The following is a 25,074-nucleotide window of genomic DNA, read 5'->3' as shown; positions in this document are numbered from 1 at the left end:
CGCTGCATACAGTGTTGGAGCTTACCTTCGTATTTCGTTTTCTATTTTTTTGCTTTTTGCTGTTCTTTATATTCCTGTAAAAACTTGTTAGGGGTACAATTGTCAGATAGGTTTTTGTCATAGGCGATATACATCGGTGATTTTTGCATATTGCTTTCTTTAGGAAGGTAGATCTCGTAGTTATTGTTTCTATAGGTCATGATAATATATGCCTTGCCTTTATAGGTGATTTCATAGTCTGCCTTACCGTTGTAGCTTTCTACTTTGGCTTTGAATATTTTTCCTGCCCAGGAATGGTCAATGTCATAAACGCCTATGAGTACTTCGTTATTTTTGTCGGGACCATAGCGCGTGGTGGTTACGATCAGGCCTTCTTCGCCTCTGTAGGTTTTACAAACTTTTCCCATTTCGGTCTGCTGCGCGGCGGCGCCGAAGCTGATCAATATTGAGCATAAAACAGTAGTGATGCTAAGTAATTTTTTCATTGGTTTTTTTTGTTTTAGTTGGGTAAATAAAATCAAAGATGCGCTATATCTGCAAGTCTCGCAATAACACTTTTGTATCAATCCTGCTTTTATTGATTAATACTTATTGTAGGAAACAGGCTTTCTATAAGTGCGTACCATCACACCTTTGTATGAGTTTCTAGGTAGATACATTTGCTTACCTTTGTCTGGCTATGAATATTTAGTGTAGCATGGTGAACCTTTATGCGATTGTTTGAGAAATATTTATGTAACCGGGTGCTTTCAGGCGTATACCTATTGTGCTGTTTAACGGTGCTTTTAGGTGCCTGCCGGCAGGATCAATCTTCAGGCAATGTTGCTTTTTACAAACGTAGCGTAAGTGTTTCCTTAAAGCCGCTGATTAATGCGGCCATTTTTAAGGCAAAGGATGATCCCGCGGCGGCTATTCCGCTTTATGAAAAGGCGCTTGCTGCGGCCAAAAGACATAAAGATGAAGTAGCTCAGGTGAAGAGTTACCGAATGTTGGTGTTTTACTACAGCATTTATAAGAATGATTTTACCCATGCGATAGCCCTTTCAGATGCATCGATCCTGTTGGCAAAGAAAATAAATGATCCTGGTACCTATAGTGACCTGTATGCCTCAAGGGCAGTAGCCTACAGCGTTGCAGGCAAACTGAACGAAGCTGCGGATGCGAGTACAACGGCACTGCAATACCTGCAGCAGGACAAAGCACCGGATAGTTTAAAGAATTTTCCGTTATACAATAACCTGGCTGTCTTACACACTCAGTTGGGTAACTATAAACTGGCTGTGGAAAATGCCAATAAGTTTTTAAAACACTATACCACTTTAAAGGATACTGCAAGAATGATTGGGGCTTATCAAACGATGAGCAATGCCTATTACCAGGCGAACGATACCGTTAATTTTCGTATTACAGCCAGAAGAGCGCAGGCTCTGCAACGAGCTTATCCGGATAAAACAAAAGAATATATCGTGAACTCGCTCATGGTGGCCATGTATAAAAGCATCAAAGATTACGATAGTGCAAAAGTTGTTGCCCGGCAGATGATAAATTCTGATTCAAATATGAATACCCCCAGGTATTTTGAAACTTTAACGCAGATGATGGAAATAGCCGACCACGCCAATGATACGGCGTATGCGGCAAGTATTTTGAAACGGGGCATTCCGATGCAACAGCTTTTGGATGAAAACCTGCTGCCGCTTTCCTTAAGGAAGAATGTTTTCGATGGATATTACAAAATGCTTAAAATGACGGGCAATAAGGAATTGGCACAAGTTTGTGTAGAGCAGGCTTACCGCCTTGCCGGCGAACTGCGTAAGCAGGAAATAAATAAAGACCTCGAAAAATACGAAATAGAACGCAAAAAAGTAATGCAGGAAAATGTATTGCTTAGCAAAGACCTACAACTGACCCGAAAAAGCAATACCATTACAATTTTGATCATGAGCGCCGGTTTGCTTGCTCTGGCGGGAACTGCTTTTTTGGTGAGCTATCGCAGGAAGATGCAAATAGAGAAAAACCGTTTTGAGCTGCTGGAAAAGGAGCAGCAATGGAAACAAAGCAAAGCTGTACTGGAAATGCAACTTGTTGAACGCACCCGCATTGCACAGGAACTTCACGACGACCTGGGCGCATCCCTGACTTCCATAGCACTAAGTACCGAATTGCTGAAAAGGAAACATCCCCAACGGGATACAAGGGAGATAAGTATTATAGCCGATAACTCTGCGCAATTGATAGATCAAATGAACCAGATTGTATGGACATTAAATAATAATAATGACACCCTGCAAAGCCTGCTAGCCTATATTCGCAAGTTTGCAACAGGGTTTCTGAATGATGCTGGTATTCACTTTACGATGCACTTGCCGCAACCCATTGCCGAACATATTTTGGATGGCAGTGTACGCCGAAATCTTTTTCTTACCGTAAAAGAAGGGCTCCATAATATAGTGAAACATGCTCAGGCCACATCAGTAACCCTTAAAGTCACCATTACTAATACAAAACAGTTAATCCTTCATTTGGCTGACAATGGAAAAGGGATGACTGATAAAAGAGAAGAAATGGTTTTGGGCAATGGCCTGCGCAATATGAAGGCAAATATGCAAACCATCGGCGGCACTATTATTTGGCTAAATAACCCAAGTGGGGGAATGGGCATTACGGTTACTTACCTTTTAAAAACCTAACCAATGAAAAGATTAATTACCATAGCTATTGTAGAAGACAATGCATCTATTAGGGAAATGCTGCAATCTATCATAGCAATGGAAGAAAGCTACTTGTGTACCGGCGTATTTGGAAATGGGGAAGATGCGCTGAAAGGGATCCCGGAGCTACAGCCTGACGTAGTACTGATGGATATCGGACTGCCGGGAATCAATGGCATAGACTGTATAAAGCAATTAAAACCTACCTGCCCCCGTACAGAATTTTTGGTATGCACGATATACGATGAGGATGAAAAAGTGTTTCAGGCTTTAGAATATGGTGCATCATCTTATATCCTTAAAAGGAGCAAACCTGAATTTTTATTGCAATCTATTCTCGAGGTACACGATGGCGGCAGTCCAATGAGTCCTGATATTGCACGCAAACTGGTACAACGTTTCAGGCAAAAAGAAATTAAAAATGCCGCCGCACTAACAATAACTCCGAGGGAAAAAGAAATTTTAGAACTGCTTTCTCAGGGGCTTTTTTATAAAGAAGCATCAGATCAGTTGGGCATTTCCATCAATACCCTTAAGCGCCACATTTACAACATGTATCAAAAATTACAAGTAGATAATAAGACGGAAGCTATCAACAAGGTTTTTGGGAAATAAAATTATAACAAATAATCTATAATGTTATTTATACCTATTGAGCATTTATGTAACGCATGTTTTAGCCAGGCTTTATTCATATTTCTTGGCTTTGGCAAGATTGATTCTTGCTTTCTTATGGACTTTATTGCAGGTCAGGGCTTGATGGACCATAGCTTAGATTTTCTATAAAGAGGTATGGTAATCTCTCAGAAACGGGCACTTATTTAAAGGAATCGCTGGAAACGTCTAAGGTCGGATAAATTCATTCCAGCGAGTTAACGAGGCGCTGAGTCTCTTGCAGGGTTTTATCAAAGCTCCGGAATATGGTCGCTTTGGTTTTTGTGTTTTGCAAGTATGTTCGAGAGAATTCCAGTCGATGTTACTACTTTTCTGGAATGTTTGTTTTACCGATAAGTGAGATAACCACTTCCTTGAAATATGGGAATCCTCAAAGATTGTCTCAGCTTTGTTATTGCTGCAAAATATTCAACATATGAACCCGCTTTATGACCACTATCTCTTAAGACTGGAATCCGTATTCTTCCTGACTTTTCATAGCAGGTTTTTTCCAAATCTCCAGGTAGAATATTTTCAACAACTTCCTGCGATTCAGGCTTTACTTCTGTTTAGTAAATGCAAAATAGCAGTTTTGGCTTTATCATTCATTTGTATTTCGGTTGATGGTAATCTAGATCAGAAGTAAAGCTGGTGACCTGGACTTTAGCGTAAGTGAACTGATGATCAATAAAAAATACGTCAACAACGTCTGGCAAAATTATAGGTGCTCGCTCGAGGCAGATAGCAGTAATCCTGCCGCTCTTAAAGCTAAAGCTGAAGAAAAGCGTCAGTGGTGGAAGTGATTAGCGGTATATAATTATTTGAGTAATAACACTGCCTGTTTGGTTTGGTAACACTTCTTGAATTATAGTTATGCTTACGTTTTTTTGCCCAGCGTTATAAATATTTGATATAGTACCGTCTGGATTACTAATTGTATTTTCTAATACCCATTGCTTAAAGGGTTTTCTGATGTCATTTACATGTAATTGCTTTTTCAATTCGTTCGGCATCTGAAACCGGAATGACAAAACCCTTGGTGGCGTTGATTTGGTGTCATAGATGCAATTAACATACAAATAAGTTGCATTGTAAGGAACCATTTCAGAAAAGCCGGGTATGCAAATTTTATATTCCGATAAGTATGGCCTAATTACATTCAGTCCTTTCTCCAAGCTATAATTTTTTTCACTTAGCACTTTGTGCAAGTTTTCCAATATTGCTACCAATAACGTTTTGTCTACCACCTTTACTGCTGTAATCCGTTTTTCCGCCTTTGTGTTGGCAGTAGGATTGCAGCCCGTTAAAGCAAGAGCTGTTAATAAAATAATGCAGATATGGTTAAATTTACATCTCATTGTTCTAATCAGTTTATGTTTAAATTCTTGCCGTAGTTGATGGAATTGTATAATAAACTTCATCATTATGGTCAAACCGAGTGCCTTAATTCAAGACAAAAACAAGCTATAACTGAATCAGATCTAATCCTCAAGGTGATTCGCTTGCCAAAACCCCGGACCAGAATTTTATAAATTTACGCTATCTTTAGCCGCTTCGTTAAAGAAGTATTTATGTATTGCTGATGACATTTGAAACCGCTTGCCCATGGTAATCTTTATTATGAATATGCTCTATTAGTATCGATTATAGTAATGTAAAATTCCCATTTAAAATATTTTACGATTTAAGTCTGTTGTGAAAATAGATTTTGTTCAAAAAGTCTGACAGTCTTTTATGCTACATTAAATGCGTATAATATTAATTTTTTGGTTTCGATGAATTTTGGCGGTTTATCATCAAAAGATTTATGAAACAGGGGACAATTGATCATTATTTTTAATGCCACCAAGTCAGCGGAAATTTAATTTCATCTACTGAACTGGCAATCATATCTGGTTTGAACGCATAGTGGCCAAGGGTATCTTTGCTCGAGATTCCGGATAATACTAAAATTGTCTTGTATCCCATTTGCACCCCGCCTTGAATATCGGTTTCCATGGTATCGCCAATCACTGTGGTTTCGCTGGTCTCAAGGCCTAAGAATTTTCGGGCCGAACGCATCATCACCGGGCTGGGTTTTCCAGTTACAAAAGCCTTTCTTCCCGTAGCCTCTTCGATCATGGCGGTTGTTGCCGCAATCCCTAAATTGTTCCATCCTGGTTTTTTAGGTGAAGGATCTCTGTTTGTGGTGATGAATTTTGCACCGGCAAGAATCATATCAACGGCCCGCTGAACCATTTCCAAGGTGAAATTTCTGCCTTCTCCAAGAACGACAAACTCTGGATCAGTGTTGACCAGGGTAATACCATGGTCATGCAAACTGCTCAGCAATCCACCTTCTCCCAGTACATAAGCGGTGCCCTTCGGGCTCTGGTCACTCAAAAACTTTGCTGTGGCCATGGCGCTGGTGTATACATGGCTTTCGTCAACCTTTATGCCCAAACCTTTTAGTTTTCTAACTACTTCAAGGGCAGTTCGCTGGCTGTTATTCGTCATGAAGGCAAAAGGAATGGTCTCATCTATGAGGTATTTGATGAATTTGTCAGCTCCGGTAATAAGTGCTTCGCCACTATAAATTACCCCATCCATGTCGATCAGCAGTCCTTGTTTCATTATTCTTTTTTTAGGTTCTCTGCAAACTTAATGATTTAAATGTTTTTATAAAGCCGTAGGTTGCTGCCACCTGATTCCGAAAGTGGAGTAACACTTCGAAATGACAATGTTAAGCCATCATTTGCAGTCTGCTTCACATTCACTTCGTGTTAATTAAACAATTTCTTATTGATTTGGTAACTTGCTGTCTTGAATCATCTCTTCAATATTTATTGCGAAAACGCAATTAAGCTATTGGCGCTCTTGGTAACAAATATGTTTTTAAGCTTTACTTAATCTTAAGTTAATAACCAGCCATTACTTTTGATTGATTAAAAATGATGCGCAAAACAGACGACAAAGAACTTTTAAATGCTATCCATTTAGGGGATATTCATGCATTCAAAACAATTTTTGATCGTTACTGGAAGCCCCTTTATTCGCTTGTTTTAGCCATCACTAAGGATGATGAGTTAACGAAGGATATTCTTCAAAATACCTTTTCTTCTTTTTGGGAACGAAGAAAAACCTTTATCATTGAGGATTCACTTTTGCCACTGCTTAACCGGATGGCGAGAAATGATATCATTAATCAGGTTCGACGAAATAAAGTCAGACTGGCCTGGGAAGAGGAACTTGTCGATGAACTTAGATTATCCATGGCAGCAGACGCAAATTTAATAGCCCGTGAACTTAGCGCTGAAATTGATTCAGAGATTGTCAGGATGCCAGTCAATATGAAGCACTGTTTTCAAATGAGTAGGCAAGATGATAAAACAATTAAAGAGATAGCAACTGAACTTCGTTTATCTGAACAAACGGTGAAAAATAATATTTCCGAAGCACTCAGGCGCTTACGAACACACATAAGGTTAATCGAAAGTTAACATTCTCTTAAAGTACTTTCTGCGGTTTCAAACGCTTTAATAGTGAATGAAACCAAACAGACGAAAATTTTTAATCGATCAGCTCACTGGCTATCAATTTGGCAAACTTGATGATAAACGCAAAGCGATCATTGACAAATGGTTTGACCGGGAAGCAGAAAAGCATATCTCCGCGACTCAAAAACATGCTGATTCGCTGGGAGAGGAAATCTTTTCTTCCGTTCTCAGCCGGATTCAGGTCGATAAACCAAAAAGCAAAAACTTCTTGTATATATCCTCAGCTGCTGCTGCAATTATGCTCTTCATTAGTGTAGCTATAGTGATGCGGAATAGGCCAGTGGTGAGTGTGGAACAGAAGCCTATTGCTTATACCACTTATCAGACAGCGCAAGGACAAGAGAAAAAGATTAAGCTTAGCGACGGCACCTGGGTGAGCTTAAAACCAGGCAGTTCATTTAGGGTTCCATCAGATCTGGTTAGGAATGCAATTAGAAAAGTTTATCTGGATCGGGGTGAGGCTTTTTTTTCGGTTAAGCGGGATACATTGCATCCTTTCATGATCCGTTCCGGTAAGTTTCTTACTACTGTTTTGGGAACTTCATTCACTATTACCACTTTTCCCGAACACAAATCCTACAAAGTGGCTGTAAAAACCGGAAAAGTTAGGGTGGAGCGGATGGATGGTAAAACGAGGAATCTGCTTAGCGCTTGTTTGACCAAAGGCAAGGAATTAAATTATAACGAGATGAACAAAGTGATTTCCATCTCTGAAACATCAGGCCCTCCGGTGGAAAAATTAGCAGCGGAAGTTCATCATGCAAATTTACAAATGACCCTGACCGAAATCGGTGGGATTATAGGCGAAAAATACAACCTAACCGTCAAAGTAAAACCGCAGCAACCCTTGCGTAAATATGCGGTAAAGCTTGATTATGAAAACCTTGAGCAGACCTTGAATGAGCTGGCCATGCAAACAGGCATGCGCTATGAGATCGATAACAAATTACTCACTATAACTCCCGGCCTATGACCTAATTAATTAAACCAAAACCGGATTTCTACTGCAATAGAAACCCGGCTGAAAGATGTGTACTGAAGCAGTATCATCTACTTAAAATCAATTCAAAAAATCAATTAAGCAATTAAATATGCGATATTATTACCATTTTTTTAACTTTTCAAAAAGAAAAACTTTGTTTTTGGCGCAGTTGCCAGTTTTTTTATTCTTTATGCTAATCATTACCCGTGCCGGTGCGCAGTCAACAGATGCTTCTATCCGGGGGCGGGTTACAGATGAAAAAGGGGCTCCGGTTCCGGGTGCATCAATTGTGCTGAGAAATGAGTCTACTGGATTTAGAACGGTTACTGCAACGAATAAGGAGGGCGGATACTCACTTATCCAGCTTCCGCTGGGCAGGCCGTATAGTATAACGGTAAGTTATATTGGATATCCAAAGCAGTCTAAAACCGATCTGGCATTAAACCAGGGGGATAACATTGTTGCCGATTTTCGGCTGGATGAGTCTAATACACAGCTATCTGAGGTTAATGTGAATGCGAATGGTTTAAGTAAACGCATAGACCGGCTGGGGTCAAGCACAGCCATTACGGCACAAAACATCCAGCAGCTGCCCACACAGAACAGAAATTTTAATAACCTTTCTGCGCTGGCGCCAACCACTAATGGCACCAATATTTCTGGCCAGCGTGCTTCCTCAACCAATTATCTGATTGATGGTGCGAGTGCACGGAATAACCTCACCTCTGGTGCGGTGGGCAGTGGTCCATATTCGCTCTCGCTTGAGGCCATCAGAGAATTTGAAGTGGCTGCCAATGTGTATGATGTGAGTAGGGGCAGAGAGGGTGGAGGTACCGTTTCGGCAGTCACCAAATCTGGAACCAATACACTTACCGGATCAGCATTTGACTATTACCGTTCTGATTTTCTGGCCAGTCCTTATGATATCAGGGGAAATAAACGCGAACAAAAATTCACGACAAACCAGTATGGGTTCAGCTTAGGTGGCCCAATTATTAAGGATAAACTTCACTTTTTTACTGCCTTAGATCGTCAGGATGAAAATATGCCTTTTTTTATTGCAGATATCAGGGATGATGCTGATCAAATCAGCTTGGGGATCAGCAGGGGAGCGCTGGATAGTGTAATTAATATTGGTCGCGCAAAATACGGACTTGGGTCGGGGAAACAAGTGGGAGAGTTTGAAAGAAAAACGCTGGCCAACACTTTTTTTGCAAGGATCGATTGGCAGATCAACGATAAACACCGATTAACCATCCGCAATAACTACTCTGATTGGGTTAATCCTAATAGTAATAGTGACAATTCAAATATTAATTTCTTTGAAGTATGGGGAGACTTTAAATCTAAGGAAAACAGTACACTGCTCTCCCTTCGTTCTCAGTTTAGTCCATCCTTTCTGAATGAATTTAAAGTTCAGTATCAAACTGCAAAACGAGATTATTTACCCAATAGTGAGCTCCCGGCTGCTAATATTCCCAGGGCAATTGTAACCGTGCGTTCTACCTTGCCAAATGGTACCCTTGGCAACCGGACTGTTCAACTGGGGGGACAGCGTTATTTTCCGGAAAATAATCTGGAAAACCAGTTTCAGCTGATCAACACCTCTTATTATAATGTAGACAAGTATAAATTTACTTTCGGAACGGACAATACCCTGACTTATATGGATACGTATTTATCCAGTGAGCAGAACGGAAGGTTTATTTTTAATAGTCTTTCTGAGTTTGACAACCTTAATCCCTCACGCTATGCAAGGGAAGCACCTATTGATGGAATCCCTTCGGTACAACAATACCTGTTAAATCTTTCCCTGTTCGGTCAGGTAGAATTTGACCTGGCTAAAAATATCAATGCGATGTTTGGTGTTCGGTATGATATAACTAGTTTTCTAACGCATGCTGACTATAACCCTGTTGTAGACCGTACACTGGGCTTGCGTACCGACAGCAGGATTACGGATGCTGGTAAAATCCAGCCAAGATTCCAGATTACATGGGATATTAACAATGAAAAGAAGGATGTCATCAGATTAGGGGGGGGATTATTCTCTTCTTATCCCGTAAATTATGCACAGGTAAACAATATACAGAACAGTGGAACCAAGGTAGCATCAATTGATGTTTCGAGGCCTGCCTCTGGTCCAAATTTAGTACCCAGACCTGATTTTCCAGGCTATCGTCTTAATCCTTCTTCCGCTCCCGGTATTATTCAAGGGGTACCTTACGTATCCACCATCAATCTGAATGATCCGAACCTGAAAATGCCATCGATATTTAAAGCTAACTTAAGCTATAACAAGATTATTGGGGAGCGATTAAGGCTGGGTCTTAATTTGCTTTATTCTTATACCACAAACAATTACGTGTATCTGGATAAGAATATGGCAGATAATCCATACTTCACTCTTGTCAATGAGGAAAATCGAGGGGTATTTGTACCTGCGGAAACGATTACCGCGTCAGGGATTACCAATAATGTTCTGGGCAGAAAAACAAACGAGGTGGGCCGGGTATTGATGTTGACGAACGGGGCTACCTTAACGCAAAAGGCCATGATCCTGGATGCGAGTTACCGATATTTGAAGGATGGATATGTTAACGTAAGCTATACGCTTAACGATGCGAAGGACAATTCATCCTACAACGGAAACGTAGCGAATACTTCTACCTTCCGCCCGGTAAAATCAGACCCGAGAGACCTCTCACAGGTGGTGTATTCGGATAATCAATTTAGAAACAAATTGGTAGTGTATGGTAGCACACCAAGCTGGAAGGGTTTTTCAATGGCTGCTACATTTAGAGGGATTGGCGGAACACGCTATTCGATGACGGTTGATGCCGATATTAATGGAGATTTTGTAGGAGGCCCCGGAAATGATAATGACCTGGCCTTTGTGTTTGATCCCAACAGCCCCTTAACCAGTGCATCCAATAAAGCTTCTATGGAAAAAGTGCTTAATAATCCTGATAACCGGGCAAAAGAATATATACTGAAAAGCCTTGGTAAGATAGCAGACAGGAATGGTGGTATTAATCCTTTTTCAGGAACCTTCGATATTCGGGTGCAAAAAGATTTTAAAACTTATAAAAACCAAAAGCTAACGCTGAGTTTCGATGCTTTCAATTTTGCCAATATCCTGAATAAAAAGTGGGGTGTAAATTATAACCTTGGCGACCAGACGCTTCTAACGGTAACGCGCTTTAATCAGGCAAGCAAACAATATGAATACAGGGTGAATGAAAATGTTGGCGTAACACAAGCTGCAGGAACACCCTACCAGATTCAGATTGGTGCGAGATATTCGTTTTAAATACAATATACATTTTATGGATTCACGTAGAGATTTTATTAAAAAGGCAGCCCTCCTTTCCGGAGGGGCTGCCTTAGCCAGTGTACTACCGCCTGCAATTCAGCGTGCCCTGGCCATTGACCCGGCTTATGGAAGTACTTTTTATGATGCAGAGCACATCGTTTTCTTAATGCAGGAAAATCGTTCCTTTGACCATGCGTTCGGGATGATGCAAGGTGTTCGTGGCTTTAACGATCCAAGAGCTATTGATCTTCCCAACAAAAATAAGGTATGGCTGCAAACGAACAAGGAGAAGGATACCTATGCGCCGTGGCATATGGATATCAAAAACACCAAAATTGCCTGGATGGGTTCAACCCCGCATAACTGGACGGATCAGACTGATGCCCGGAATGGTGGTAAATATGATAAGTGGCTGGATGTGAAAAAACCATATAAGGCCACTTATGCACACATGCCCTTAACAATAGGCTATTGTAAGCGTGAAGATTTTCCTTTTTATTATGCCCTGGCTGATGCCTTTACTGTTTGTGATCAGAACTTTTGTTCTGTTATTGCGGGTACACATCCAAACCGATTTTATTGGATGACGGGTACGGTGCGGGAAAGTAATACGCCGGAGGGTGTTGCACACTTGTGGAACAATAGCAATTATGATAAACCTACCCTAAACTGGAAGACTTACCCGGAAAGATTGGAAGAAAACGGGGTTTCATGGAAAATTTATCAGAATGAATTGACCATGGGTTTTGGTCTCAATGGAGAATCTAGCTCCTGGCTGAGCAATTTTGGTACTAATGTGATGGAATACTTTGAACAGTATAATGTCAGGCTAACTCCTACGGCAATTGCTAATTTAAAGTTGAAAAATGAAATGCTTTTAAAGCAAATCGCCGAATCAGACAAAGAAAATCTTTCGCCAGAAGAACGCAGCAAGCTTGAAGCCTTAAAAAAACTCCTTCTAAAAACCCAGGATGAACAAGAGAAATACACAATGGAGCACCATGCGGCGCTTTCTTCAAAGGCTAAAAATCTGAATAAAAATGCCTTTTGTGTAAACGAAGGTGATCCGGATTTTCACGAGCTAACTGCCATGAAATATGATGAAAAAGGAACTGAAAGGGAGCTAAATGTACCCAAAGGGGATATTTTGCATCAATTTAGAAAAGATGTAGACCAGGGCACGCTCCCAACTGTTTCCTGGTTAATGACTCCGGCAAACTTTTCTGATCATCCTGGAGTGCCATGGTTTGGGTCATGGTATGTAAGCGAGGTAATGGATATTCTGACTAAAAATCCGGAACAATGGAAAAAGACCATTTTTATCATGACTTATGATGAAAATGATGGCTATTTTGATCACGTTCCTCCATTTGTTCCTACTCATCCTTTCAAAAATCATGCGGGTAAGGTGTCTTCCGGGCTGGATACGAAGTTAGATTATGCCGCAAAAGCCCAGCAGACCAATCCTTCTACAAAGGAGGAAAATATCAGGGAAAGCCAGATTGGCTTGGGCTATCGTGTACCCATGGTGATTGTTTCGCCATGGAGCAGGGGTGGTTATGTAAACTCCGAAGTTTTTGATCATACCTCATCGCTCCAGTTTCTGGAAAACTTCATCGGTAAGAAATTCGGTAAAAAGGTGATTGAAGAAAATATAACGCCTTGGCGACGTACCGTATGCGGGGATTTGAGTTCCGTTTTCAGGCCTTTTAACGGCGAAAAGATTTCTTATCCAAACGGACTTGAAAAAAAATCATTCATGGAAAAGATCTATTCAGCTAAGTTTAAGGATTTGCCTGATGGTTACAAAAAGCTGAGTGATGAAGAAATCGATACCATAAACCATCATCACGACCGCTCACCTTTATTCCCGCAACAGGAAAAAGGAATCCGTGCGGCATGTGCGCTTCCCTACGAACTTTATTTGGATGGGAAGGTTTCCGGTGGTCAATTCAATCTGAGTTTTTCCGCCGGAAATCAGGTGTTTGGAAAACGGTCATCAGGTTCACCTTTTACGGTTTATGCAATGAATACTTTTAAAGGTGAAGTGCTTCGGGTATGGGATTATACGGTAAGCGCCGGAGATACCCTGCAGGATGATTGGTTAATTGATGATTTTCAAGATGGTAAATACCATCTTCGGGCTTATGGACCAAATGGATTTTTCAGGGAGTTTGCGGGTATGAAAGATGCTTCAGGGATCTCGGTAAAATGCAGCTATGAAAAAGCGCATGCTGGTTTAGGGTGGAGTGGAAATGTAATTATTCATCTCCATAATACCCAATCATCGCAAGTTACGGTCGTTATAGAAGATATGGCATACAAAACCGCTTCTCAGTCGATAACCCTTGCTGCTGGTGGCAATAAAAACTTGGTGATGAATTTAAGTAAAAGTTACAACTGGTATGATTTCAAAGTGAGTGCTCAAGGTAATAAAGACTTTATGGAACGTTTTGCAGGAAGGGTAGAAACAGGTAAGGAAGGTAAAACTGACCCTTTGATGGGCGGAGTGATTTAGATTTCCACTGCTAGTCTCTTAAAAATATCGAAATAGCCAGGAAATTTTTTCTGGCTATTTAATTTAGCGAAAGCTTATTCTGCCTAATTAAATACATTATTTTCGGATATTACCACTTCAAGGTCTGTCTAAAAAACTTTATACGCTAACTAATTTCAACAAATTACTATCGTTTTGATATTTTGTTATGTGTGATCGCTCTTTGTAGATTGCTTTTAAATCTGGTCATATCCTTCGCCCTTAAGGCAGCATGTTTAGTGGGACGGTTTTTCGTTCTCTTTCTCCATAATTTAAAACTGCTGGCCTTCATTTCTCTGCGCATCAATGCAATTACATCGGTCTGCTTCAGGCCAAACTGAATTTCAATGGCATCAAAAGTGGTACGGTCTTCCCATGCCATTTCTATAATTCTATCAATCTCTGTTAGCGAAAATATTCGTTCGTCCATATTTTTATTTCCTGTGTTGATGCTGTTAAATTAACTATACGTATTACATAGCTGAACAGTTTTACACTAGAACTGTTCGGTTAGTGATGTATTTTTTTATTGCACTTTAAACTTATTTAAACTAAAAACGTTCCCTGGAAAAGTTGATTATTTTTCCAGGGAACGTTTTTTCTATCAAAAATATTAATCTATTTCTTTCTGGATAGGTAAGTAATGGCAAGCGAGGCTACCAGGGCCGTAACAAAAACCTTTTTAACCAATCCTTTGGGGTTGTATTTCAGTTCGGCTTTCCATCCTCGTTCTGCTAAAATATTAGGAATGTAGCCTTTTTTTAAATCTTCAAAAATGCCTTCCCAACTATTCACTCTGTCTGCCAAAATCAAGGGAATCCAATGGCGGTACCTGTCTTCGCTATGTTTAAAAGCATATCGCCTGATGGCGCCACTCAAACCAGAAGGCGGAACGGTATTACCCAATACTGCTGAATATTGTGGCCTTTCAATAGATTTAAGAACTTCAACGTCAACTGGCTGCTGAGGTGATTTTTCATAATCACTGCGTTTATGGTCATCGCCCGTATAATTCTTCATCGGGTAGGTTGGCTCATTCTCCGGATCAATATCCATTCCCCATCCCGGGATGCTTTTATAATCGAAATTTTCTGTGTTCATCTTTTTATGCTTTAGTTGAAGTAATGAGAACGGTTTTGATACATTCATCCAATTTAGAAGAGAAAATGTGATAAGCATCAGATACCTCTTCCAAAGGAATCCGGTGGGTAATTAATCCTTTCGGATTCAGTCTTCCCGATTGTACATGATCAATTAGCTTTGGCAGGAGCCGTTTCACAGAAGCCTGATTTGCCCTGATGGTAATTCCTTTATTTAATACGTTGCCAATTGGAATATAATTAAACGGCGGACCATAAACGCCAACGATAGAAACGATGCCGCCTTTTTTAACGCTATTAATAGCCCATTGTAAAGCCGTTGCCGAACCGGCCTGCATTAAGGTAACTTTGCCCGTAAAGGTTTGCAGGGTATTTCCTTCCGCTTCGCAGCCTACGCAGTCGATACATACATCTGCTCCGTACCAATCGGTAATCTTTTTAATAAACATTACCGGATCTTCCATCGATTTGAAATTATACGCTTCACACTTGGCGTAGTTTTTTGCAAATTCCAAACGATAATCAACATGGTCGATGATAATTACCCTGGCAGGGCCAAAAAACCAGGCACATCTGGCGGCCATAATTCCAATCGGACCAGCGCCGAAAACAACAACGGTATCGCCTTCTTTTATTCCACCCATTTCTGCTGCCTGGTATCCGGTTGGCACTACATCGGTAAGTAAAACGGCATCATCCGGATCCATATCTGCAGGGATTACGGTAGGCCCAGTATTGGCATAAGGTACACGCACGTACTCTGCCTGGCCACCATCGTAACCACCGGCGGTGTGCGAATAGCCAAATATTGAGCCAACAGCAGTAGACATGGAATTGGATTCGTGACAATTTCCGTAAAGGCCCTGCTTGCAGAAGTTACACTTTCCGCAGGCGATATTAAAAGGCACTAAAACCTGATCGCCAATTTTTACATTGGTAACCAGTGGGCCAACCTCTTCAATTATACCTGTAAATTCATGGCCAAAGGTAGAGCCCACCCGGGTATCTGGAACCATGCCATGGTATAAATGCAAATCCGACCCACAAATACAGGTTCTGGTTACCCGTACAATTGCATCCTCCGGATGAAGGATTTCTGGCATCGGACGCTGTTCTGCTCTGACCCTGTAGGGACCTCGATAATTCATTGCTAGCATAACTTTTTCTTTTTTATTTATATGAACAGATATTTATTTTCGTCTGGCTTTTCCTTCCAATTGCTAATGGCTAAGTTCATTGCAGCAAGTGCAGTGTAAGGCCAAATGGTAGGCAAGTACTTTTTTCTTTCTGCGTACAAAATGAAAAAGAGGAAGGGTAGGGAGGAGCGCAATATTGAAAAGATCAATATGAAGGTGTGTTTTTCTCTTGATGGCTTTTGCTGCACTATAATAATGATAGCTTAGTAAATTGTAGGCCAATTGATTGATGCTCAATGTGCTGTAGCGGATTACAGAAGACCGATCCAATCCAATCACCTTGGGCAGAACCAGTGCAGAAGTTGTAAATGAGCAATCACTTATTCCATCATGATTGTAGGATAGTTTTTTTGTTTCCATGCCTAAAGAACAAGGGCATGTGAAATGAAGTTTAGAATAAGATGAATTAAACTTAAAAGCTGTCTAAAAATTATAATTGATCAACTTACGAAATTTCAAAAGGCTGTGCGCTGAAGAATTTCGCAAGTTTGATGACAGTACCATAAAACTTGCGAAGTATTTCCCACAACAAAGGTCACCAAAACTTCTCAAGTTGATCTTTCGTGATTTTTCTCCAAAAAGGAAAAGGATTCCGGTAGTTTTTTAGCCTCGCCTTATTTCAATTCTTTATGTTTCTGTGCCCATTTATCGAGGTGCTGAATAATAGGGCCTAATTCGTATCCAATCGGGGTAAGTTCATATTCTACTTTTGGCGGTACTTCTGCATAAACTGTTCGGGTTAACATTTTGTTTTCTTCCAGTTTACGCAGTTGCAGGGTAAGCATTCGCTCTGTAATGTTTGGTAAACGCTTTTTTAGTTCGCCAAACCTTAGCTTTCCATTCATTAACCAGGAGCAAATTACCAATGCCCATTGGCCGCTTATAATATTGCTTGCATAGGCTTCGCCGCATTCTTCTGCCAGGGCTTGTTTATTGGCAAAGTTGGTAGATGTTTCTTTGATGTTAGACATTAGTTACATTTTTTATAGTAGATAACAATGGGTAGCTAAAGTGGCTAATTTAGATTACCTACACTATTTTTACAACAGATAAATTTAAAATTGATCAAATGAAAACATTAATCGTTGTTATTCACCCAGATATTGAAGGTTCCATTATTAATAAAAGATGGTTAGCAGAATTGAGCAAATTTCCTGAGCAATACGCCATTCATCAGTTGCATAAGTGCTATCCTGATGGGAAAATTGATGTTTTAGCGGAGCAGAAGCTGATGGAGCAATATGATAAAATTGTTTTTCAGTTCCCGTATTATTGGTTTAACAGTCCATGGTTATTTAAAAAATGGCTGGATGAGGTGATGCTACACGGCTGGGCTTATGGAAGTGAAAGTGGTTATAAGCTTGCCGGGAAAAAGATTTCTATGGCCATTTCTCTCGGGGCAGATGAAGCAGACTATCATACCGATGGCATTTACCGTTATTCGTTGACAGAATTGCTGCGTCCGTTTGAGCTTTCTTTTAATTATGTAAAGGCCAATTACCAGGAACCGTTTGCCTATTATGGAATTGAATATAACTCATCAGCAGAATGGATTAAAAAAAGTGTTCCGTTGTATCTCGATTTTTTAAATTCATTGTAGCATGATTCAAAATTTACTTGAAAATTCATTAATGGGTTATATGAAGATTGGAAGATGTTCTTGTAAAGAAGGCAAGAAAACCAGAACGCTAACCTACCTCACACGGTCGTCATTGCGAGAAACGGTTTTTCTCGTGGCAGCCTCCTTGCTGCTTAAGTTTGATTATTAACTTTTAATACATTGAGTTTGCAGGTATGAGTTTTTCGGTTGGTGAGACACTAAACGATAGAAAAAATGGTTTCGCAAAGCCATTTGTAGGACAGGAAAGATCCGATTTTAAACTTTCGATGTATTTCCCCAGCAAAGGCAATCAAACTTTGCATGTTTCTAAACAAAACGCTCTTTACTCCTAATTAAATCGATTAATTGAAAAATGAATTGTGTGTTCGGTTTAATCATACAAAATATATAAAAAATGTATCGTTTTTCTTGGTTTATTTGATAGGTTTGTTCAGAAAACCAAACATTTTTCAAACCAATAGCCAAACATAAATCTAAACATCATTTTACATTAAAAATAAACGCCATTGCGTTGATCTATATGTGTATTTTAGGTTTTTAGAATTCTTTAACTTGTGGATAAAAGCATCGACGATATTGAACTGTGGAACCTTTTAAAAAAAGGTGATAAAGCTGCATTGGATATGATCTATACCAGACATTTCAATTCACTTTTTCAGTATGGTATGCGCATGCTCCAGGATGAGGATGCTGTTCACGATTGTATGCAGAATCTGTTTGTTAAGCTTTGGGTTAAGCGCAGTAGTTTAGCCGAAGTTACCAATCTTCGAAATTATCTCATTTCTTCTTTGCGCAACGGTATTACCAACTACAGGTTATCTGAAAAGAAATATGACAGCGTTGAATTAAATGGTGAAGATCATTTCGATCTTAAGTTCACTGTCGAATCTGACTTTATTAAAAAAGAGGAACATAGCGAAAAATCCATTAAGCTATCTGCTGCAATGAATAAACTCACTGCCAGGCAAAAGGAGATCATATACCTTAAATATTTTGAGGAAATGGAATATGCCGAAATCGCCGAGATTATGGATTTGACCATTAAAGGCACTTATAAATTAAGCGCCAGGGCGCTGGAAGCACTCAGGCAAATCTTAAATGTAGATAGTGCACTCTTGCTAGCCATGCTTTTGTCGATCAGGAAATAAAAAATAAACCTTTTTGTGCTTCTTTTCTCCTGAAAAATATTTTTAGGAGGTGTTAGGTGATTTTTTACTGGTCTTTTTTAAAATAATTTAAAATCCATGGGGTAATATCTAAATAATAACTGTCTTTACCGTAATAAGTGCAAAGAAGGCAGCCTAAATGAATAAAGAAATATACCAGTTTTACACTGTAGAGGAATTTTTAGCTGATCGTGATTTTATTCGCTATGTAAAATTCCATTCTCCTGACGATGTTTTGTTTTGGGAAAACTGGAGCGCAGAAAATCCAGATCGCCTGGTTACTTTTCAGGAAGCCTACTCAGAGTTGAAGATTATTTTTAGTGATCCTGGAATTGTGGTACCCCATGGTTTTATGGAGAAATTGAGGATGGATATCAATTCTTCAATTGATCAGGTTGAGGCGAAAAGAAAGAGGGCAAAATCTTACATCCTTTGGTCTTCATCCATCGCAGCATCTTTAGTAGTCGGTATTTTATCGGTATGGTACTTTACTAGTAATATTATTGTACTCACCAATTATGGTGAAACTAAAAAGATTCAATTTTCAGATGGTACAGAAATACTGTTGAATGCAAACTCAACGCTGAGCTATCCACGTGCCTATGCCTGGAAAAAAGTAAGATCAATTTCTCTTGATGGCGAAGCTTACTTCAAGGTTAAACACATCAATCAAAATCCTTTATCAATAAAATCAGGCGAATTATTTCAGGCCAAAACAAAAAGCATAGAAGTTTCAGTTTTGGGTACCGAGTTTAACTTAAAAGAAAGACACAATCTTGCAAATGTAGCCTTGGTAAATGGAAAGGTTAAGGTAAGATCAATCAAAACTAACATCGGATATTTCCTGCAACCAGGCAACACCATCAAAATCAATTCTACCAATGGCCAATTGATGCCTAATCAATACGGTTCGCTTGAACAAACAGCCTGGATAGATGGCAAACTCATCGTAAACCAGGCAACTGTTAATGAAATTATTACTGCTTTCGAAGATTTATATGGCTACAAGGTTATTCTAGATAATCCGGCTTTGGGCAATAAAAAAATCGACGGAAGTATTTCTATAAAGAGTGAACAAAGTTTACTCTTTACGCTCAGTAATATTTTAAATGTGAATATTAAAAAAGAAGGGAAGACTATTCGGCTGGAAACACGACGCTGAACATTAAAAAATTAATCAACCAAACCAAACCAACCAAATCAAAATGATTAGAAATCTAACTAAACCAATTTACTATCTGTTATCCGTTATTTTTTTGCTGAATATTAGTTATCCAGTCTCAGCTCAGGAGAAAACAATAACAATTGAGGCAGCACTTAATGCTATATCAAAAAAGTATAAAACTAAATTTGCTTACGAGCATGCCATTATTCAGGGAAAGTTTACTCCTGCCGGGAGTTTAAAGGCCAAATCGCTCGATGAATCTTTAAAACGCGTACTTTATCCTAACAATTTACTTTTTTTATATGTTAGTGAAGGTAGCTATACCATCGTTAGCCGGGATGATAAAACCTTGCAGAAGGATGCTTCAGCTACGCCTCTGGCAAGTAGAAATGATAATATTGAAGAGTTTTATCTTACTGGTAAAGTATCAGATGAAACCGGGAGCGGGTTGCCTGGCGTAACCATAAAATCTGATGGTTCCAATCGTGCTACCATGACTGATCGTGATGGTAAATTTGCCTTTTTTGTGCCGAAGATGGCAACCAGTATCAGCTTCTCCTACATTGGGTACCAAACTGCCATACAATCAGTAATAAGCCAGCCCAAAAACCTCATGATCTCGTTATCGCCAACAGCGGGAAGCCAGTTAAATGATGTAAATATTATCTCTAATGGTTATCAGGTATTGCCTAAGGAGCGCTCAACTGGTGCTGCTGTTGAAGTTAAGGCTACAGATCTAGAAAAGATCAAAACACCTAACCTGGTACAGCGTTTGGAGAATCAGGTTGCAGGATTAAAGGTTGATTTAAATTCTGATAACATGTTTACTTACGGAAACACGCAGGTGGGTATTAACAGTGGAACCAGATCATTGGGAAGAAGCGATTACAGTATGACCATAAGAGGTGCCAGTACCATAAGGGGGGAGAGTTTTCCGCTGGTAGTTATAGATGGTGCGATATCAGAACTGGATTTATCTGCACTGAATCCCAATGATGTAGAAAGCATCACTTTTTTAAAGGATGCCGCCGCCGCCTCTATCTGGGGGGTACGTGCGGCTAATGGTGTAATTGTAGTGACCACTAAAAAGGGATCACAAAATCAGGCTCCAAAAATTAGTTTTTCGGCATCAGCTACGGTTTCTAACAAGCCAGATCTGAGTTATCTGAATTTAATGAATGCTTCTCAAGCCATTGCTTATGAGCAAGATCTGGTTGCCAAAAATTTAATTACAGCACCAAATGCTTTAAACCCTTTCGGGCAACCAGTAGCCGGCGTAACAGATTTAACGTTTCAACTTAGGGCAGGAAGAATTACCCAGGCGGCATATAATGAGGCTATCGCTAAATACAGCACTATTAATAGCCTGGATCAAATTTCTCAATACCTGCTCAGGTCATCAAACAATCAACAATATGATTTTTCTGTTAGTGGTGGTGGAAAAAGCAGTGATTATTTTTATTCAGCATCATATAGTAAAGAAAATCCTCAAACCGTTGGTGTAGATGGACAACGCTTAACCTTTACCTTGAACAATAATTTTAAATTGTTTAAAGTAGCAACCCTATCTACAAATGTAAAAGGTTCATTCTTTAAGTTTAATAATAATGGCCAGGCATTAAATACGTTGTTAAGCCCGTCTTCAACCACGTTCATGCCTTATAATCAACTTGTAGATGATCAGGGAAACAGGGTGAGTTATTCCATGCAGTATTATTCTGGTTGGACAAATTCCCTCCAAAGCAGGGGTTATTTAAACTGGAATTATAATTCGCTTGATGAAATGGATAATGCCGATAATAGCCAGGAGGATAACAACTACACGGTTAATTTAAATTTAAATGTACCCATCTTTAAGGGGCTTTCTGCCAATGCATTTTATGGAAATGAGAGAAGTTTTAGTAACTCAAGAAGCTATTTTAACGAGCAGACTTATAGATACAGAAATTTAGTAAACGGCTATACACCTTTACCAGTAGCAGGTGCTATTGCAGCAAATTCAATCGGGTTATCTCCTGGTAGTGGCATTCTTGCAACTACCAATACCACAGGGAATAACTATACCTTAAGAGGGCAATTAAATTATGATAATATATTTAATGGCATTCACCAATTAACTATGATTGCTGGTTCAGAAATCCGCCAAACGAAGATTGGTCAGGGTACCAATACCCTATATGGATACAACATGGGTAACGGATTGGCCAGGCCTGTAGACTTTTTTACACCTTATTCAACCATTCAGGGATTCAGTTCTTCGTTAAATGGAAGCCCTGGTCAGCAAGATAAAACCAGGAGGTATTTATCCTATTATAGTAATGCTGCCTATACATTCAAAAGTAAATACACACTATCAGGAAGTGTTCGCTATGATGATTATAATAACTTTGGCGTAGATCGTAAATTCAGGGCCACACCGTTATGGTCTACGGGTTTAAAATGGGATGTAGCAAAAGAATCATTTTTAAGCAATGCTAAATGGATTAATAATTTAAGTATTCGCGCTACTTATGGCGTGAACGGAAATATTTCTACCAACACTTATCCCTTTACCTACATTGCGTTGGCTAGCAGTGATCTTACTACCGGGCTTCCTTATGCTTCAATCATTTCGCCGGCAAATCCTGAACTCCGGTGGGAAAAAACAACTGTCGCGAATCTGGGCATAGACTTTGGATTGTTAAATAACAGGCTATCTGGTGCGGTAGATATTTACACCAAAAGAGGAAAAGACCTGTTTTATGAATTTCCAATAAATGGAACTTATGGCGTAACTTCACTATTCCGCAATGTGACAAGTCTTTCAGGTAATGGAGTAGATTTAAACTTAAGGGGGGTAATTGTTCGCAATGATGATTTCGAAATGAATTCAGGAATTAATTTTGCCTACAATAACAATAAGATTACGGATGCAAGATTTGCCCTTACTTCTTCGTTTTATTCTAATCCGGCTTACGGAAACCTGCTAAATGATTATCCTAACGATAAAATATTCGTATATAGAAATGCTGGTTTGGATGCTGCAGGGCTTACCCAGGTGTTTAATGAAAAGGGAACTAAAGTTTCTGCAAATCAAAATGTTACTTCTATTGATGCCCTTAGCTATGCAGGAAGAAGAAACGCACCGTATTTCGGTAATTTTAATACCAACTTCAGGTATAAAAAACTAACCTTAATGGCTGTTGCATCTTATCAGTTTGGCAATGTCTTTTTACGGCCAACTATTTCGGCTTACCCGGCAGCGAGAACCGGAGTAAAATACGATTTGAATGAAGATATAACCAAGCGCTGGATTAAAGCTGGAGATGAAGCCATTACCAATGTGCCTGGTGCGGGCGGAACGTTCGCAGGAGTAAGCCTTTTACGCTATCAGCAGTCGGATATCAATGTACTTAAGGGTGACTACGTGCGTTTAAGGGAGTTGTCATTAACCTATCAATTACCTGTAGAGCAATTTACGAAATTGGTGAGATCAGCAAATTTTGCCTTTGCGGTAAGAAATCTAGGCTTAATCTGGACGGCCAACAAAGAAGGTTATGATCCAGACTTTGTGAGTGGTTTAACGGCGACTACATTAGGCTTGCCATCGGCAGTTTCGTATAATTTCTCACTTAATGTTAACTTTTAATTCCCGGCAATCATGAATTTAAAATATAAAATATATAGTTTTCTACTGGTAGCAACAGCTTTATCAAGCTGTAAAAAGTTTGTAGACATTAAAACACAGGGCAATCTGGTGCCCAATCAAACCATTAACTATCGTTACTTGTTAAACAACACACGGAGTTTTGAAAGTGTGGCTAGTTTAGCTGATTTTGCTTCTTCAGATATAGACCTAAACGATGCGGCACAACAGTTTGATTTATCAGGTAGCCAATTCAACTATTATTTTACGCAGAGCTACAGTTGGCAACCTGTTATCTCTCCTTTTGGCTCGCCATATGAGCAAGATCAGAGCTGGCTTATGTTATATGCTACCATTCTTAATTGCAATACCATCATTAATGAACTTCCTGCCAGTGATGGCACAGCAGCGGATAAAAATGCACTAATGGCCGAGGCATTTGTTCATCGTGCAGATGCTTATCTGAATTTGCTTAATACTTATGCTAAACCCTATAATGCAGCTTCTGCGTCTACAGATTTAGGTGTGCCTTTACTATTGGTGCAAACAGTTAGCCAATCGTTAAGAAGAGCAAGTGTAGAAGCCGTTTATACGCAGATTATAAATGATCTGACCGCGGCAGTTCCGTCTTTACCCAATTCGCAGGCTTATAATACTCTTCCATCAAAGGCATCAGCCTATGGCGAATTAGCCAGGTGTTATTTAATGAGGAATGATTATACCAATGCCGCAAGGTATGCAGATGAGGCATTGAAATTAAGGAGTACACTTATAGATCTTTCCAATTTAACTTCTATTACCAGTACAAATTATCCGTTAAGAATAAATAATCCGGAAATTTTGTTTTCTAAATTACCTGCAGGCGGTTCTATGACCTTTGCACCTGCGGCACTAAAGTTAAGTAGTGAATACTTAAATTTATTAGGAACTAAAGATCAGCGATACACGCTTTTTACTACTCCGGCCAGCACCATTTCTTCCACCTACACTGGTCGCTTTTTTTATAAGGAATCGGTAACCAGAGAAACCAGAAATGAGGGGGTATCGGTACCAGAAATGATGCTGATTCGTGCTGAAGCCTTTGCCAGAGCCGGGGATGTAAACAATGCCATGAGTTTAGTGAATGCACTTAGAATTAAAAGGTTTAAGCCTGCAGATTATGCACCTTTAGTGGCCAGCAGTGCAAATGATGCACTTGTTAAGGTAATTGATGAACGCAGAAGAGAGTTTTTTGGGACCATGCTTCGCTGGTGGGATATGCGGAGGCTTAATACTGATCCGCTTTTTCAGCGAACCTATACCAGAACTTTTAATGGGGTAACGACTACTTTGGCACCGAATAGCAATAGATACACTTTTCCAATAGCAGAGTACTACCGTAACTTAAATCCTGAATTAGAACCAAATCCTTAATACACACTAATAATCTGGCACAGCTTAATGGCTGTGCCTCTAACCTTTTGAAA

The 25,074-nt window shown here is 39.6% G+C and carries 19 protein-coding genes; 11 read left to right on the top strand and 8 right to left on the bottom strand.

The window, feature by feature from the left end; all coding sequences use genetic code 11:
• Positions 1 to 41: 41 nt before the first annotated feature.
• Positions 42 to 485: a hypothetical protein gene (locus tag ACN1CD_RS09215; RefSeq protein WP_419130100.1), complete on the bottom strand. Its 444-nt coding sequence runs from the start codon at positions 483 to 485 to the stop codon at positions 42 to 44.
• A 231-nt stretch (positions 486 to 716) separates the two neighbouring features.
• Between ACN1CD_RS09215 and ACN1CD_RS09210 the strand changes: the two genes are divergently transcribed.
• Positions 717 to 2,690 (top strand): tetratricopeptide repeat-containing sensor histidine kinase, encoded by a 1,974-nt coding sequence (locus ACN1CD_RS09210; RefSeq protein WP_419130099.1) that lies wholly within the window; start codon positions 717 to 719, stop codon positions 2,688 to 2,690.
• Positions 2,691 to 2,693: 3 nt separating this feature from the next.
• Positions 2,694 to 3,326, top strand: a complete 633-nt coding sequence (locus ACN1CD_RS09205) for a response regulator (RefSeq protein WP_419130098.1) — start codon at positions 2,694 to 2,696, stop codon at positions 3,324 to 3,326.
• Positions 3,327 to 4,168: 842 nt separating this feature from the next.
• On the opposite strand, the gene ACN1CD_RS09200 is transcribed toward ACN1CD_RS09205, so the two are convergent.
• Both ACN1CD_RS09200 and ACN1CD_RS09195 read right to left on the bottom strand, forming a co-directional pair.
• Positions 4,169 to 4,723: a hypothetical protein gene (locus ACN1CD_RS09200; protein ID WP_419130097.1), complete on the bottom strand. Its 555-nt coding sequence runs from the start codon at positions 4,721 to 4,723 to the stop codon at positions 4,169 to 4,171.
• 478 nt (positions 4,724 to 5,201) lie between these two features.
• A complete protein-coding gene (locus tag ACN1CD_RS09195) occupies positions 5,202 to 5,978 on the bottom strand; it encodes an HAD-IIA family hydrolase (RefSeq protein WP_419130096.1) in 777 nt (258 codons plus the stop codon).
• A gap of 317 nt (positions 5,979 to 6,295) precedes the next feature.
• On the opposite strand from ACN1CD_RS09195, the gene ACN1CD_RS09190 reads away from it, so the two are divergent.
• The 4 genes from ACN1CD_RS09190 to ACN1CD_RS09175 all read left to right on the top strand — a co-directional run bounded on the left by ACN1CD_RS09190 (position 6,296) and on the right by ACN1CD_RS09175 (position 13,717).
• Positions 6,296 to 6,844 (top strand): RNA polymerase sigma factor, encoded by a 549-nt coding sequence (locus tag ACN1CD_RS09190; RefSeq protein WP_419130095.1) that lies wholly within the window; start codon positions 6,296 to 6,298, stop codon positions 6,842 to 6,844.
• A 46-nt stretch (positions 6,845 to 6,890) separates the two neighbouring features.
• A complete protein-coding gene (locus ACN1CD_RS09185) occupies positions 6,891 to 7,874 on the top strand; it encodes a FecR family protein (RefSeq protein WP_419130094.1) in 984 nt (327 codons plus the stop codon).
• Positions 7,875 to 8,073: 199 nt separating this feature from the next.
• A complete protein-coding gene (locus ACN1CD_RS09180) occupies positions 8,074 to 11,196 on the top strand; it encodes a carboxypeptidase regulatory-like domain-containing protein (RefSeq protein WP_419130093.1) in 3,123 nt (1,040 codons plus the stop codon).
• Between the two features lie 16 nt (positions 11,197 to 11,212).
• The gene (locus ACN1CD_RS09175) at positions 11,213 to 13,717 is read left to right on the top strand and encodes a phosphocholine-specific phospholipase C (protein ID WP_419130092.1); all 2,505 of its coding nucleotides are present in this window, start codon (positions 11,213 to 11,215) and stop codon (positions 13,715 to 13,717) included.
• Between the two features lie 166 nt (positions 13,718 to 13,883).
• Here ACN1CD_RS09175 and ACN1CD_RS09170 read toward each other — a convergent pair whose 3' ends face one another.
• From ACN1CD_RS09170 to ACN1CD_RS09150, 5 genes are all read right to left on the bottom strand, one after another.
• On the bottom strand, positions 13,884 to 14,165 hold the full coding sequence (locus ACN1CD_RS09170; RefSeq protein ID WP_419130091.1) for a TIGR03643 family protein: 282 nt from the start codon (positions 14,163 to 14,165) through the stop codon (positions 13,884 to 13,886).
• A 188-nt stretch (positions 14,166 to 14,353) separates the two neighbouring features.
• Positions 14,354 to 14,836, bottom strand: a complete 483-nt coding sequence (locus ACN1CD_RS09165; protein WP_419130090.1) for a hypothetical protein — start codon at positions 14,834 to 14,836, stop codon at positions 14,354 to 14,356.
• Between the two features lie 4 nt (positions 14,837 to 14,840).
• Positions 14,841 to 15,992: a zinc-dependent alcohol dehydrogenase gene (locus ACN1CD_RS09160; RefSeq protein WP_419130089.1), complete on the bottom strand. Its 1,152-nt coding sequence runs from the start codon at positions 15,990 to 15,992 to the stop codon at positions 14,841 to 14,843.
• A gap of 63 nt (positions 15,993 to 16,055) precedes the next feature.
• Positions 16,056 to 16,391 (bottom strand): hypothetical protein, encoded by a 336-nt coding sequence (locus tag ACN1CD_RS09155; protein WP_419130088.1) that lies wholly within the window; start codon positions 16,389 to 16,391, stop codon positions 16,056 to 16,058.
• A 254-nt stretch (positions 16,392 to 16,645) separates the two neighbouring features.
• Entirely contained in the window at positions 16,646 to 17,002 is a 357-nt protein-coding gene (locus tag ACN1CD_RS09150) for a winged helix-turn-helix transcriptional regulator (RefSeq protein WP_419130087.1), read from the bottom strand.
• 98 nt (positions 17,003 to 17,100) lie between these two features.
• Here ACN1CD_RS09150 and ACN1CD_RS09145 point away from each other — a divergent pair, with 98 nt between their 5' ends.
• From ACN1CD_RS09145 to ACN1CD_RS09125, 5 genes are all read left to right on the top strand, one after another.
• Complete coding sequence (locus ACN1CD_RS09145; RefSeq protein WP_419130086.1) at positions 17,101 to 17,631, top strand: NAD(P)H-dependent oxidoreductase; 531 nt, start codon at positions 17,101 to 17,103, stop codon at positions 17,629 to 17,631.
• 575 nt (positions 17,632 to 18,206) lie between these two features.
• Entirely contained in the window at positions 18,207 to 18,800 is a 594-nt protein-coding gene (locus tag ACN1CD_RS09140) for an RNA polymerase sigma factor (RefSeq protein ID WP_419130085.1), read from the top strand.
• Between the two features lie 157 nt (positions 18,801 to 18,957).
• A complete protein-coding gene (locus ACN1CD_RS09135; protein ID WP_419130084.1) occupies positions 18,958 to 19,980 on the top strand; it encodes a FecR family protein in 1,023 nt (340 codons plus the stop codon).
• Positions 19,981 to 20,023: 43 nt separating this feature from the next.
• Complete coding sequence (locus ACN1CD_RS09130) at positions 20,024 to 23,611, top strand: SusC/RagA family TonB-linked outer membrane protein (protein WP_419130083.1); 3,588 nt, start codon at positions 20,024 to 20,026, stop codon at positions 23,609 to 23,611.
• A 12-nt stretch (positions 23,612 to 23,623) separates the two neighbouring features.
• A complete protein-coding gene (locus ACN1CD_RS09125; protein ID WP_419130082.1) occupies positions 23,624 to 25,021 on the top strand; it encodes a RagB/SusD family nutrient uptake outer membrane protein in 1,398 nt (465 codons plus the stop codon).
• Positions 25,022 to 25,074: the final 53 nt, after the last annotated feature.

It is taken from the genome of Pedobacter sp. N23S346, assembly GCF_048515415.1.
GTDB lineage: Bacteria > Bacteroidota > Bacteroidia > Sphingobacteriales > Sphingobacteriaceae > Pedobacter.
This window is presented reverse-complemented; position numbering and strand designations above follow the sequence as displayed.